At 42.0% G+C, this 14,218-nt stretch carries 11 protein-coding genes and 1 tRNA gene; 7 read left to right on the forward strand and 5 right to left on the reverse strand.

The genetic code is table 11. The features are described from left to right. The first annotated feature begins 145 nt into the window (after positions 1 to 145). The 3 genes from JMX75_RS07550 (at position 146) to JMX75_RS07560 (ending at position 4,746) form a co-directional block, all read left to right on the forward strand. Positions 146 to 754 carry a hypothetical protein gene (locus JMX75_RS07550; protein ID WP_201531879.1) on the forward strand — a complete coding sequence of 203 codons (609 nt, stop codon included), beginning with the start codon at positions 146 to 148 and terminating at the stop codon, positions 752 to 754. An 85-nt stretch (positions 755 to 839) separates the two neighbouring features. Further along, the gene (locus JMX75_RS07555; protein ID WP_201531880.1) at positions 840 to 3,899 is read left to right on the forward strand and encodes a hypothetical protein; all 3,060 of its coding nucleotides are present in this window, start codon (positions 840 to 842) and stop codon (positions 3,897 to 3,899) included. Positions 3,900 to 3,975: 76 nt separating this feature from the next. Beyond that, entirely contained in the window at positions 3,976 to 4,746 is a 771-nt protein-coding gene (locus JMX75_RS07560) for a hypothetical protein (RefSeq protein ID WP_181210635.1), read from the forward strand. Between the two features lie 270 nt (positions 4,747 to 5,016). Here the strand turns inward: JMX75_RS07560 and JMX75_RS07565 are convergent. After that, a tRNA-Ser gene (locus tag JMX75_RS07565) sits at positions 5,017 to 5,107 on the reverse strand. A 223-nt stretch (positions 5,108 to 5,330) separates the two neighbouring features. Between JMX75_RS07565 and JMX75_RS07570 the strand changes: the two genes are divergently transcribed. The 3 genes from JMX75_RS07570 to JMX75_RS07580 all read left to right on the forward strand — a co-directional run bounded on the left by JMX75_RS07570 (position 5,331) and on the right by JMX75_RS07580 (position 7,219). Next, positions 5,331 to 6,224, forward strand: a complete 894-nt coding sequence (locus JMX75_RS07570; protein ID WP_227673051.1) for a DNA/RNA non-specific endonuclease — start codon at positions 5,331 to 5,333, stop codon at positions 6,222 to 6,224. Positions 6,225 to 6,300: 76 nt separating this feature from the next. Then, positions 6,301 to 6,564, forward strand: a complete 264-nt coding sequence (locus JMX75_RS07575; RefSeq protein WP_149493103.1) for a hypothetical protein — start codon at positions 6,301 to 6,303, stop codon at positions 6,562 to 6,564. Positions 6,565 to 6,835: 271 nt separating this feature from the next. Beyond that, a complete protein-coding gene (locus JMX75_RS07580) occupies positions 6,836 to 7,219 on the forward strand; it encodes a DUF2147 domain-containing protein (protein ID WP_133104958.1) in 384 nt (127 codons plus the stop codon). A 293-nt stretch (positions 7,220 to 7,512) separates the two neighbouring features. On the opposite strand, the gene JMX75_RS07585 is transcribed toward JMX75_RS07580, so the two are convergent. From JMX75_RS07585 to JMX75_RS07600, 4 genes are all read right to left on the reverse strand, one after another. Beyond that, positions 7,513 to 8,775 (reverse strand): ammonium transporter, encoded by a 1,263-nt coding sequence (locus tag JMX75_RS07585; RefSeq protein ID WP_201531883.1) that lies wholly within the window; start codon positions 8,773 to 8,775, stop codon positions 7,513 to 7,515. A 77-nt stretch (positions 8,776 to 8,852) separates the two neighbouring features. Continuing rightward, entirely contained in the window at positions 8,853 to 9,191 is a 339-nt protein-coding gene (locus tag JMX75_RS07590) for a P-II family nitrogen regulator (RefSeq protein WP_011514651.1), read from the reverse strand. Between the two features lie 439 nt (positions 9,192 to 9,630). After that, the gene (locus tag JMX75_RS07595) at positions 9,631 to 10,485 is read right to left on the reverse strand and encodes a universal stress protein (RefSeq protein WP_011514650.1); all 855 of its coding nucleotides are present in this window, start codon (positions 10,483 to 10,485) and stop codon (positions 9,631 to 9,633) included. 145 nt (positions 10,486 to 10,630) lie between these two features. Continuing rightward, positions 10,631 to 12,130, reverse strand: coding sequence for a SulP family inorganic anion transporter (locus JMX75_RS07600; protein WP_201531885.1), 1,500 nt, complete (start codon positions 12,128 to 12,130; stop codon positions 10,631 to 10,633). Between the two features lie 522 nt (positions 12,131 to 12,652). Between JMX75_RS07600 and murD the strand changes: the two genes are divergently transcribed. After that, positions 12,653 to 14,068, forward strand: coding sequence for a UDP-N-acetylmuramoyl-L-alanine--D-glutamate ligase (gene murD, locus JMX75_RS07605; protein ID WP_201531887.1), 1,416 nt, complete (start codon positions 12,653 to 12,655; stop codon positions 14,066 to 14,068). Positions 14,069 to 14,218: the final 150 nt, after the last annotated feature.

Below are 14,218 nucleotides of genomic sequence, written 5' to 3' on the forward strand. Positions count from 1 at the left end.
AAGCTTGATACAAAACGAGCGATAAAATACCAGCTGAAATTGCTGGTATTTTTGTATCGAAAGCCTATTCCAAAACTGCTTTTAGAAGCCTGCCTTGTGCGCTACCAAACTAATCGTCAGTAATCTAAGATAATAAGGTGAACAGATGACAATATCCATCTATCCAAACCAGAAATTGACCACGTTGCTACCTAGTTTGGTAGTTACTGCGGCTGTATTGACAGCATTGATTTTTTCACAGTCTGCTCAAGCTGAACTGGTTATCCATAACTCTGTAGATGGTAAAGGTCAAGTCAAGATGGTCGTCACTGATGACCGTCAAAAGGAGTTGCCACCTGCACAATTGGGGATTTCACCTTCACGTATTAATGAGACTGTCTCTTTAACGCAAAATAAAAACTTGGGCAAGCTCAATCAAACTTTAACCTTATATAACTATGGCAGCAGGCCTAAGAGTATCAAACTAAGCTTGATAGATATGGATGAGTCAGGCAAACCGATCGACCCTAGTGAGAGTACGCTAAAGCCGTGGACTTTGATTAATCCGACTCAATTTACTATTCCTGCTGGTGGCTATCAGACAGTACGCATGTCGATACGTCTGCCAATGGGTTTTGCTAATGGTAAGCGCCTCGCTATGTTGTCCATTGAACAACAAATTGATAAATCGCTTACTTATGATGCTGATGGTAAAGGAGTTACTTTGGAGATAGGCTCTCGTTACGGGTTACCGATAGCCATTAATGTTCAATAAGCCGGCACTTAATGTCTAGTAAGCTCAATTTAGATAACATTAATACGACTATCTACGCTAATAACATGGGTTGTGTGCAGCAGTTATGATCAAGAGATATTCACCCTTACGTCTGATGATTTTGGCATCTTTGCCATGTGTAGGCAGCTATTGCTCACTAGCATTCGCTGAAGTATCTGTTATAGCAACAAACAAGAATGCTAATATAACGTCCAGCCTAAAATCACTGGCATTACCTGCTATCGATAGCCAGACTTGGCTTCCTGCTTTAGTTGGTGTGTTCATCAATGGGCAAGAGCTTGACAGTCTAGATGTGTTATATGATCCCAATATTGATACTGCAATCAATAATAAAAACGCTCAGTACTTTCTGTCTACCGATGATTTAAGTCGCTTAACTACCGTTAGCTTTTCACCTAACAGTAAAGGTAACAATATTAACAATCATGGCTATCAAGTTAACACCCCTATAGGTAATACCCAGCTGGCTGCCAACCAAGTATTGTCTTATCAAGGGCAACAATATTTAGCACTTGATACGTTAAAGCAGTTGGGTATTACCGCAGAATACAGTCGGCAAGACTCAGCCATCAAACTTAACATGGGGTGGCGTCCATCACAAAATCCCGCTCCAAAAACCAATAATAATGCTGCTGATACTTTGCCTATCGACTATCGTCCTAGTCGAGCTGGTCTGCTGGGGTTATCTTTTAATGGTACGCTAAGTGCCAGCGAGAGCAATGCTAGTCAAAACAGTACCAGTCAAAATAATGTGCGAACGATTAGTCGCCAAATGTATGCCGATATTGGTGCTTATGGTTATGGGTTAGGGGGCGTGTGGGGTATCAAAGCCATAGGCTATGATGACAGTAATGCTGACGAGTATATAAATATCAACGAAGAAAAATTCTCTAATAATGATGGCTTTGGGCAGACTGCCTTGGATGGCTTAACTTATCTGCCCTCAGATTGGGATGGTTGGGATATAGATAATTTATACTGGGCAAAATCTGGGGAACGCCTAGCCACACGCCTTGGTATTAACCAGCCTAACTCTTTAGGTCAAGGCGTACAGACGTCAGGCGCTGAATTTACCGGCGCGCTGCTTGCCTATAGTAATCGTAATATTGCACGTCATTTATCCCAATTTGATGATGACAGTCGCAGTCTATTACAGAATACCAGCCAAGATTATCAGCATCTGACTGGCATAGGCGAGGCTGGCGGCGTTGCAGAGCTACGGATTAATGGGCGGGCTATTGCGCGGGTACAGATTGGGCTAGATGGGCGCTATGAATTTTTGAACCTTGACGTCAGTCAATTGGTGCTGACAGATACCTTGGTTGAGATGGCAATCTATGCTTATCCATTGGCCCGTCAGCCTCTTGAGATACGACCTATTTTACTTGGCAAACGTCGTACCAATGCCGCCACTGATGAGCTAATAATAGAAGCAGGTATTGGGCGTACGGGCAATCTGATTAATAGTGAGACAAGGTACAGCTATAACAGAAGTGGCAATGAAGATAATAGCCAGACGGCAGCGCATCTCTATGCAGAATATGGTATCAATAACCGCTTAGCAGTGCGCGGCGGTGTCAATAATAATATCCAAAATTTGCAAGATGATGATGCCTCGGTATCTTGGCACGCTGGCGCAAACTTTAGCCCATCCGTTTATACCAATGCTGACATTAGCTATGCACGCACGCCCGTCCAAGATCTATGGCAGGCTCAGCTGCAGTATCAACGCAAAAAACTGTGGGCGAACTATCAGTACCAAGCCCGACAGTACGAGGGCATTAGTAGGGATACCTATTCGCAGAACGGCAATCAAGTAGATCAAAATGCGCCAACAGCGTCATTGAGTGACCAACGTCATCAATTACTGCTTAACTATCAGCCTAGCGATAAAACCACCGTTAACCTGAATCAATATTATGATGAGCTGTCCTATACTACAGTTGACTCGGATAACTACTACGCTTATACCAGTATCAATCACCGTTTCAATGATGTGCTAAATGGCGGCATTAATTGGGACAGCCGTGGTGATCGCTATGGCTATCGCTTGTTGTGGCAAGATGTTTATAGACAGCGTGCTAATACAGAAGATTCTTACGGTACGGGCACGCGCAATACCATAGGGTTATCTGGTGACAACCTTAGCGATACGCTATCCATACGCCATCAGCTTAATAATAATACCAGTTTGGAACAATCGACCAGTCTGCTGCACGGATATAGCAAATGGCTATACCAAGGTGATGTCAGCTATCGCTTTGATGCAAACGATTTGTTTGGTAGTAGTACGATAGGGGCTCAAGCAACCGATAATTTAATTAATATCGGTTATAGTTTATATGACAATCAAGTGGGCTGGCTAGCCGATTGGCAACTGACGCATCGTAACGGGGTCAGCTTTAGTTTGGGTTATAAGCATCGTTATGTAGATGCGATACCCAGCAGTCGCTATGATGACTTAATCATTGGTGAATCAATAATAGGTGATGGCCTACTGCCAGCGTGGACGCAGAATAATTATCTATACGCCAAGTTGTCTTTTGATATGTTTAAAGCACCCAAACAACGGTTACAATTTGGTAATTATCCGCGCCAAAACGCAGGAAGTGTGGTGGTAGATATTGACCATCATGCTGACTCACCCATAGATCATGAAAGCATGCGCTTTGAGCTGGACAATCAACAAGTAAAAGCCAGCTTACTGGGTACGCAAGCAACCCATAGTCAATACTTGATCAGTAATATCAAGGCGGGTGATTATACCTTGACCATGGATGCTGAAAATCTGCCGCTAGAGTACAGTACTGGCAAGCTGCTAACCCCGCGCATAAGAGTCAGCAATTATGCGCCTACCTCGGTGCCAATTCAGCTTGAAAAATCTTACGGTGTTTCAGGCAAGCTTGCTGATGCCAAAGAAGGGGTTGTGATTGACATTTATCAAGGCGCAACCCTTATACAAAGTGTCACTACTGGTAGCTATGGATATTTTCAGACATTTGGTCTGGCACCGAATACTTATAGGCTTAAAGCTAAAGGTTACGAAGCTGTATCTATAGAGGTCACTGACAATTTTGTGATGCAGCTGTTATTACAGCCATTACAGTTGCAAAAAGCACTATAAATATTAGACGTAACTTTGCTAATCAGCTGCTCAATGTTATATTCAAAATAATAAAAAATTTAAACCAGAGATCCTTATGCCTAAAGCTCTTTTCACTACTCACTATCACAAATATGTGTTAAAAATCGGCATAGTGACGCTGGCTAGTTTGCTTGGACAGTCAGCATTCGCGGCGTGTCCTGATACGGCTGGTATTAATATTGAAGCTAATACTGTTAATACAGCCAAAACTATCTACTTTTGCAAGCAAGAATTTCCGGATACAGCTTTGATATTTAAACCCAGTGCAACAGACTTAATATCTGGAGGTAGCCAAGTTATCTCAAAAGGTAATACTATTCAGACTGCAGCGTTAGGGGGAAGTATCAACCTTGCAGGATTTGATCTAATCGATTTGAGCTTTAATAACATATCCGCAAATTTCCCTAATACAGATGGACAGTTCGGGTCGCCAAGCTTATTTAACTTTTATACAAAAACAAATAATAATGACGATTGCGGTGGTAGCGGGGGTCAACATCAGTCAATACTAAATTACCTTAGAAGCAATCCCAGTGTTTTTCAAACAATCCCTCTATCCAGATCTGCTACTTCAGATACATCTGGATCTAATATTGCCAAGATTACTGGTGCAAAACTGAAGTCTGACATTGATCCAGCAAAAGAGTTTGTAGCTGATATTTCTTTATATCATGCAAATGCTGGTAGAAGAGGGCAGTATTTCACTAATGGAAGAGTACGCTACTGTTGGGTTGGAGTAGGCACTAGAGTACGCATAAATCCTAATAATAGTAATCTAAAATATGCTGGCGACTATAACTTACAAATAGGAATTCAACCTCAGTAGTTATAAATGCAAAAAATATTTAATTTTGAGTAAATAAGATTAAAAGTGTTTATAGCTCTTGTGTCTGAATAGAGTCTAAAAAATAACACTCAGTACTTTATGATAGATAGGTTGCCATAATTTTATATACCAATACTACTATTGATTTTGTAGGATAAACTGGCGAAATAAGACAAGCTGAATAGAAGCTGTAAGCCTCATACATAAAGAACTTTATTGTTGGTTAAGAGGGGACAAGAAAGCTAGGGCTTTGATTAAGCGGAATAAGATTGGCGGTGAAGGAGGGATTCGAACCCTCGATACGCTATTAACGTATACACACTTTCCAGGTGTGCGGTTTCAGCCACTCACCCACTTCACCGTTTTGAGTCATACTCACTTAAATACTGCACAGACCATTGACAATCTGATTCGGACTTCAAGCTTTTAGATACTGTATATGATATACAGGCACTGATTTTTGCAGGACCTAGTATAGCGGATAGCATTTAAAATGTCACGGTGTGCGCAGTATCTTTCTTTATTGGTAGACGCCTGCTAGGATAGAGCATACGTAATAGTAAGCATAAATGGTTGAAAGTTGCATGAGAAGTGTTTTTAAGCGAAGATTTAATCTAAAAAACAGCACGATAACGGTAATAATCGCTACCGTTTTAAGCGTATCAACGGCACATGCTAATGATTTCACACAATGCAGCCAATCATTTTATGGCGGTGTCTATCCTGAATTCAGCAATACGAAGCTCAGTAATAATACCCAAGCACTATGTATGGACGGTTTCGCTGTCATGTATTCTGGTATATCACGTACACCATTATGGTCAGCAGAATATCTGGATCGTAAGCGTTTACAGCAGGCCAAACAAATCGACCGTGAAGACAGCTTTCATGAAGAAAGCCGATTGCCACAGTCCATGCGTGCCAAACTCTCTGACTATTCAGGCTCAGGTTATGACCGCGGACATTTAGCGCCTAATGGTGACATGGCCAATCGAAGTCAGCAGTATGATAGCTTTAGCCTTGCTAATATAGCCCCGCAATCACCACGTAATAATCGCTATATCTGGCGCAATATTGAATCGGCGACTCGCTATTTAACGCAGCAATATGGTGAAGTCTATACTGTCACAGGGGTTGCATTTACTGATAAAAAAGCTAAGCAACTAGCAGGGCGGGTACTGGTGCCCAGTCATTTCTTTAAAGCCGTTTATATACCAGCGATCAATCAAGCAGGTGTTTACTATGCGCCAAACGACGAATCTGAGCGTATAGAAATCATTAGTATTGACGAATTGACGTCTAAAATTGGTATTGACGTCTTGCCGGTACTTGATGCAAAAACTAAAGTACAAGCTCTGGATTTACCGCTAAAGGCTGGTGAAGCGATAGATCTACCAACCACAGAGGTAGAAGAGCCTGCTTGGATACTATTCGTAGTAGCAATTTTTGAATGGCTCATGGCACAATTGCAAACATAGATCGTTTAAATATTGCTAAACCTGTGTGATTCTGATACATCTTGTAATATGCTACTCATGAAAAAAGGGGGATTAAATGATTGACCCATTTGCTAATAACCACCAAAGCATGCAAATTGGTGAGCTGGTAATTGAAAATCAAGAAGATAAAATTATTATTTATGGGGACATTAATCTGGTCTTAAATGACACTGGATATGAGCAGGCAAAGCAGCTGCATGAGCTTAGCGGTAAAATTTTAAGCGCCTTCGAAAGTAAAAGTCTTTATATTAATGATGAGGCTAAGTCAAAAGAAAAAGATGACCAATCGGGCAAAATTATAGACAATCCTTTCTTGTAACTTATTGATATAGTTTTGATTTTATAGAAATAATAAACTATAAAAAAATTACTAGGCAAATTCTTAAAATTGCTTATAATGGGTCAAGACAACGCTTATGCTGTCCAGATTTTTTATTAAGAGTAAATTGGTCATTTGGTATTTGCTGTACTAATGAGTGAAAACTGAATATAGTACCACTGAGCTGTAATAAAAAATTGTTGGCAAAGGATGAGCTAAGGACATAGAAACATATCGTTTCTAATAATCATTGAATGAAGGGAGTCTATTTATGAAACTATTCGCAAAAACTACATTAGCAATTGCTGGTATCAGTTTAGCAAGCATGGCATTCGCTGCTGATCCATTAGCCAATACTACTTGGCAGACTTATGACGAAGGCAAGCCAAAAGGCGTGGTTAAAATCACCGAGTCAAATGGCGTGTTGACTGGTAAGCTTATCAGCACCGTGTCAGAGAAAGGTCAGAAGCACGTTGGTATGACGATTATCTCTGGACTAAAAGCTGATGGTAATGGTAAATACAGTGGTGGTAAGATTACTGACCCTGAAAAGAACAAGACTTATAAATTGACTGCTAACTTGAATGGTAGCAATCTTGATCTAAAAGGTCATTTAGGGCCATTCTCACGTAGTCAAACGTGGAAAAAGAAATAATTCTGAGTTACTGTAACTCCCTTTATTAAGCTAAGTCTTAATAAAGGATAAAAAAATCCCGCATTGCCGAAAGGTTTTGCGGGATTTTTAGTAGTGTCTGTTGTTATATTTCTGTTTAAAGTAAAATTAAGATCCTGATTAGATATTCATCTCAAAACAAAAGCAGTATAAGATAACTACAGCTTTGCTAGGATAGATGTTCATCGTAAACTGTGAGCAATGCGTGGCAGAGATTTTGAAATCCCTGCTAGCAGCACTACAGCATTCTTAAAGCAGAGTTATTAATATATCCACTATCTTATAAATTCTGGATAGGCTTCCATACCACATTCGGCAATATCAGCACCTTGATATTCTTCTTCTTCAGAGATACGCAGACCGATGACAAACTTAATAATGCTCCAGACGATTAAGCTGCTTATAAAGACCCATGCAAAAATAGTCGCAGCACCGACTACTTGACCAAGTAATGACGCTGCCGTATTGGTCAGCGGTACAATAAGCAGACCAAATAAACCCACCACACCATGGACAGAAATAGCGCCTACCGGATCGTCAATTTTTATTTTGTCTAGTAGTAAAATCGATAAGACAACGATGACACCAGCAGTCATACCAAATAAGGTAGCTTGTAGTGCTGACGGCGTTAAAGGTTCTGCAGTGATGGCAACCAAACCTGCCAATGCACCGTTTAAGAGCATGGTTAAATCGGCTTTACCAAATATAAGGCGTGCGATGAGCAACGCACCAATCGCTCCACCAGCAGCGGCGGCATTGGTATTCAAAAACACGACAGCGACAGAATTGGCGCTAGCGATATCACCCAGTTTTAATACTGAACCACCGTTAAAGCCAAACCAGCCCATCCATAAGATTAAGGTACCAAGCGCTGCCAGTGGTAAGTTTGCACCAGGAATAGCGCGTATCTCGCCTTTAATGCCGTATTTACCGAGGCGCGCTCCTAAGAGTAGTACACCTGATAACGCCGCCGCCGCACCTGCCATATGTACGATACCAGAGCCTGCAAAATCAGAGAAACCCAAGTCGCCTAGACTATATAAGCCAAAGACTTCCTTGCCACCCCATGTCCAGCTGCCTTCTAATGGATAAATGACACCAGTCATCACCACGGCAAACAGTAAGAATGCCCATAGTTTCATACGTTCAGCGACCGCGCCTGAGACGATAGACATACAGGTGGCTACAAAGACCACTTGAAAGAAAAAGTCGGACGCGCTGGAGTAAACGGCATCGCCATTAAAGCCGTTTTCAGCTGAGGTAGCTAATGCATCAGTGACCAAACTTTCGGTGCCTGCAATACCACTCAAAAACAGATTGCCGTCATACATGATGGCATAACCGCATATCATATACATGGTACAGGCAGTCGCAAAAAGCGCGATATTTTTTGTTAGGATTTCGACGGTATTTTTTGAGCGAACCAGCCCTGCCTCTAACATTGTGAAGCCCGCAGCCATCCACATGACAAGCGCGCCACACATTAAAAAGTAAAACGTATCTAGCGCGTACTGGAGCTCAAAGATTTGATTTTGCATGTTAATTCCCCCTTGAATATATGCAATACAGAGATCGGTATGACCTATAAAGAGATATTTATAGGTAAGTCTTGCGCTTAGATAGCGTCAGGACCTGTCTCACCCGTACGAATACGAATGACTTGCTCGAGATTGGTCACAAATATCTTACCGTCTCCGATTTTACCGGTACTAGCGATACGCGTGATAGCTTCAATAGCTGGCTCAACCATCTCATCCATCACCGCCACTTCCACTTTTACTTTAGGCAAAAAATCCACCACGTACTCGGCGCCGCGATAGAGCTCAGTATGACCTTTTTGACGACCGAAACCTTTGACTTCAGTGACGGTAACGCCTTTTACACCAATGTCAGAAAGCGCTTCACGCACATCATCGAGCTTAAACGGTTTTAAGATCGCAGTGATTAGCTTCATAAAAAAATCCTTATATGGGTGATGTCGCAGGTCAATAGATGCCATTTGATGCAACATATTATGATCATGCTTATATTAAATGATTCAAGAATTGTGCCAAACTTACTCAAGGGGGAAGGTAAAATAAGGCGCATTTACTCAAAATCATTAGCACAATGACAAAAATGGCGTCTATACAGCAAATATAATCCTCATTTTACTGTGTATAAATAGACAATTAACCTGTAACGTTACATGAATACAAACTTTATTATAACTAACTTTTTAATCACTTGGGGGAGGATATGGCTTTATTTCCTGTGATGATTGGCTAAATGATTGTAGGATATAAAAACAGCTAGAAAAGACAAAGGCTACCTGTTTATCGATATAAAGAGTAGTCTCTATATCGATAAATAAGTAGCCTGAGTGTCAAAAAGAATAAGCTAAGAGGCTGTCTTTAGGCTTTGGGGAACAATAAGTACGGAGTAGTGGTGCTACCTAATAGCTTTTTGGTGTCACTGCCTTTGAGCAGCTCAATCAAACGCGGCTGGGCAAAAGCACCTGTCATCAGTAGACCAATATCGTTGTCACGTTGATAGTAGGTTAGCGCTGCAGTGACATCACGGCAGTCGAGCAAGGTTTTTTTGCATTTAATACCAGCTTGTTTTAGGCGCGCGTAGGCTTCACGTAATGCATCGCAGTTTTCAGAGTTCTCTTTGCCGACCATGACGATATGGATCAGCAAGGCGCGCACTAAAGGTGTTTTACATAGCCAATTCAGCATTTTGTGCGAAGTAGGACTATTATCAAACGCAAATAAAGCACTGGTAGGGGGCAGAAATGGTGCATGAGTCACCAAAATGGGGCAGTGACTTGAGCGGATAAGCTGGCTTAGAGTCGATTTACAAGTGACATGATGACCAATCACGATAAGTTGGGCTTGGTCATCGACATAATTAATACTGTCATCGAGCTTTTCATGCCGATGCAGCGTATAAGTCTTGATTTTGTGACGTTGCTGCTCACAATAGCTGCTTGCTTGATGTAAAAGAAGCTTACCTTGCGCTTTTAACTCGCAATTACTCAAGTGCTCTTTTATAGTGAATTGATCTAGTAAGGTATTTTCATCATCAATATTGAGGCAGCCCGAATAATCAACGGCTGCCTTCTGCTGTAAGCTTGGCACTGAATACAGCAGTCCAATCGGGGCTTGCAAGCGGATAGACGCCCACATGCTTGCTTCCAATACAGCTTGCACATGGTTTGGGCAGTCTAAGCAGGCAATCACGCTATCTGGCTTCAAATTACTCATAAAGGCATCACATCATTTCAATAACTTAAATGCAAGCTGGGCAGTCGAGATATGGCGCTCAACTGCCCAACTTGATTTATATACCAATATAATTACTGATCAATAAACCACTCGTTTATATCAGCTTGATAACACACATACAGTTCTAATCTAATAAGCCAATATCTCGGCGATCATGAATCGAAAAACGATCGATAAGCGTACGGCTGGCACTGTTCAATCCAACGACTTTTACCTCAATACCTTCGCGCTGCAAGCGTATCACCAGCTTGTCCAAGGTATCTACTGCGCTGATATCCCAAAAATGCGCTTGGCTCACATCGATGTGAACATTATCTAATGCCTCTTTGGTATCAAAGCTTTGCAAAAACTGCGTGGTAGATGCAAAGAACACTTGCCCTTGAACGTAATAATAACGCGTATTGCTATTGTCATCATATTCGCTAAATACGGTTAAGAATTGACCAATTTTGTTAGCAAAAGCTAAAGCAGATAATAGTACGCCAACACCGACGCCGTATGCTAAGTTGTGAGTAAAGACGGTGGTCAAAACTGTCGCTAGCATGACAATATTAAATGACATAGGATGGGTCTTAAATTCACGAATAGACTGCCAGTTAAAGGTACCAATAGATACCATAATCATCACAGCTACCAGCGCCGCCATCGGTATCAAGCTGACCCAATCATTTAAAAACACCACCATAATCAGTAGTACGACACCAGCGATGAGCGATGATAAACGGGTACGCCCACCAGATTTTACGTTAATCATTGACTGCCCAATCATTGCACAGCCAGCCATACCGCCAAAGAATCCTGATACGACGTTAGCGATACCTTGACCACGGCATTCGCGGTTTTTATCGCTTGGCGTATCGGTCAGCTCATCGACAATGGTTGCTGTCATCATAGATTCCAACAAACCTACGATGGCAAGTGCGATAGAATAAGGCGCGATAATAAGTAAGGTAGTCAAGTTTAGGGGAATATCAGGAAGCAAAAACATTGGTAATGAATCTGGCAAGTCGCCCATACTACCAACGTTACGAATATCAAGATTCATATACATGGCAACAGCTGTCAAACCTACAATGCAAATCAGTGGCGATGGAATAACGCGACCAATTTTAGGAATGAGGGGAAATAAATAAATAATCGCCAAACCTGCAGCAGTCATTATATAAACCGTCAGACCAACGCGTTCAGTGGCAGGGTTGAGCTCAGGCAACTGCGCGGCAAATATCAAAATTGCCAGCGCATTCACAAAACCGATAACGACTGAGCGCGATACAAAACGCATCAGATTACCCAGCTTTAAGATGCCCATAACGACTTGAATACCACCGCACAACAAGGTTGCAGCAAGTAGATATTGCAGACCGTGGTCGGCAACCAAGTCAACCATGACCAGTGCCATAGCTCCTGTAGCTGCCGAAATCATACCCGGACGTCCACCAACGAAACTGATGACTACTGCGATGCAAAATGAGGCATATAAACCAACTTTTGGGTCGACACCGGCAATGATAGAAAAGGCAATGGCCTCTGGAATCAGTGCCAGAGCAACGACTAAACCCGATAAGGTATCGCCACGAATATTGGAAAACCACTCTTCACGTAAATTACCAAAAAAAGATGTCATAAGTAAACTGCATATAGTTGGGGACAAAAAAAGCAATCATTACTCAGTGACAGAATGATTGCATTGTGATGAGCATTTCTAGAATGATAAAACTGTGTCCGCAATCATGGTCTGCGGTAGAAGAAGACAGACAAACCGTCAGAAAAATTATAAAAACACATATGATGAAAAATAAGGGAGAACATGCCTATCATACTATTAGTGTAATATGAAACATTGCTAATAAGAGGCGACAGTCGCACGATAGTCGTGACAACATGCTAAACTAAAAATGCTATGCTGAAGTTGTCGTCAATATAGTCGCTCTTACTGAGGTCGCTATTATAGCATTAGCCACTCAATATAAAAACCGCCGTCTCATTGTATAAAGTATTGAAAAATCAGTACCGAAATATGGTTGATACCGTTATCATGCTATTCATTTTAAGCAAATGGTTCAGGCGATATGTGCAGTACATTGATTGTCTGTTTTCTTGATATCATTTTGTTCATTTATTTGTTCGTTTCATAAAAGGAAAAGCCATGACCGCTAGCACCGCAACAGAAACCTTACTTCATAAAGGCAGTGGTTTACAAGTCGTGGTCGGTTTGGGGCAGTCGGGGTTATCGGTCGCGCATTATTTGGCCGAGCAAGGCTACCAAGTTGCCGTCACTGACAATCAGGAAAATCCTGCGTTAGCAGATAAGTTGCCTGCTACTATTGATATCAGGCAGTTTGGTGCGATCGATGCCGAATTATTACAACAAGCGGCACGGATTATTATCAGCCCCGGTATCTCTTTAGATAATGTCGCCATTGCCGCGGCACGAGCTGCAAATATTCCAGTGGTCAGTGATATTCAGCTATTTTGTGAGGCTTGTACGGTACCAATCGTTGCGATTACAGGTTCAAATGCCAAGAGCACCGTTACGACACTGGTCGGACAAATGGCGGCAGATGCAGGTATCAATGTTGGCGTAGGCGGTAACATTGGTGTGCCAGCGCTGAGCCTACTGAGTGATGAAGAGATGGAGCTGGCGGTTATAGAGTTATCCAGCTTTCAGTTAGAAACGGTCACCAACTTAAGAGCGCAGGTCGCGACAGTCCTCAATATGTCGCCTGATCACTTAGATCGTCATGGCGATATGCTCGGCTATCACCAAGCCAAACATCGTATCTTTCAAGGCGCCAAATCAGTAGTGATTAATCGAGAAGATGCCTTGACGCGGCCACTGGTATCAGACAGTTTGCCAAGATTGAGTACTGGTATCCATGCGCCTAATAAAGGACATTATGGACTTATTACGGATACCGCCGGACAAACTTATTTGGCACGCGGCACAGAGCGTCTAATATCGGCAGACAAACTTAAGATAAAAGGGCGTCATAACCTGCTCAATGCCCAAGCAGCGTTGGCATTGGGCGAGCTTGCTGGTTTGCCGCTTGAAAGTATGCTCATTACTTTGCAGCAGTTTGCAGGGCTTGAGCATCGCTGCCAATATGTCTCTACAGTCGCTGGTATTGATTATTTTAATGACTCTAAAGGCACTAATATTGGCTCAACTATGGCGGCTGTTGAAGGTTTAGGTGCAGTTTATGCGCCAAAAGACGGTAAGCTGCTATTAATATTGGGCGGTCAAGGTAAAGGTCAGCAGTTCGGTGAACTTTCGCCCTTTATCAATCAATATGTGAGTCAAGTGCTGTTTATTGGTGAAGACGGTAAGCAGATTGAGCAGCATTTACGTGCAGCGGGTCTCAGCGATGAGGTCAGCCTGCATCAATGTCAGACATTAGAAAATGCTTTTGCGACGATTGAGCAAGTAACAGCAAGTAGTTTGTCGCAAGTACAGGCTGTATTATTGTCACCTGCTTGTGCAAGCTTCGATCAGTTTGATGGGTTTGTCGCCCGCGGCGAGCACTTTAGCCAGCTCGTTAAACAATTGGATATTGTGTCTTAAAGGCTTCTATCATGAACGGCAAAACCTAAGCATCTATATCGTCGTATTTAGTCTTATAAAGCGCCTTGTTACAATATTATGTGACCTGCGCTTTATAATCGTAAACACGACAAGCATTTTCTGGATAAATGATTGTTTTGCTTATAAATT

This window comes from Psychrobacter sp. LFX-11D (assembly GCF_904846475.1).
Lineage (GTDB): Bacteria > Pseudomonadota > Gammaproteobacteria > Pseudomonadales > Moraxellaceae > Psychrobacter > Psychrobacter cryohalolentis.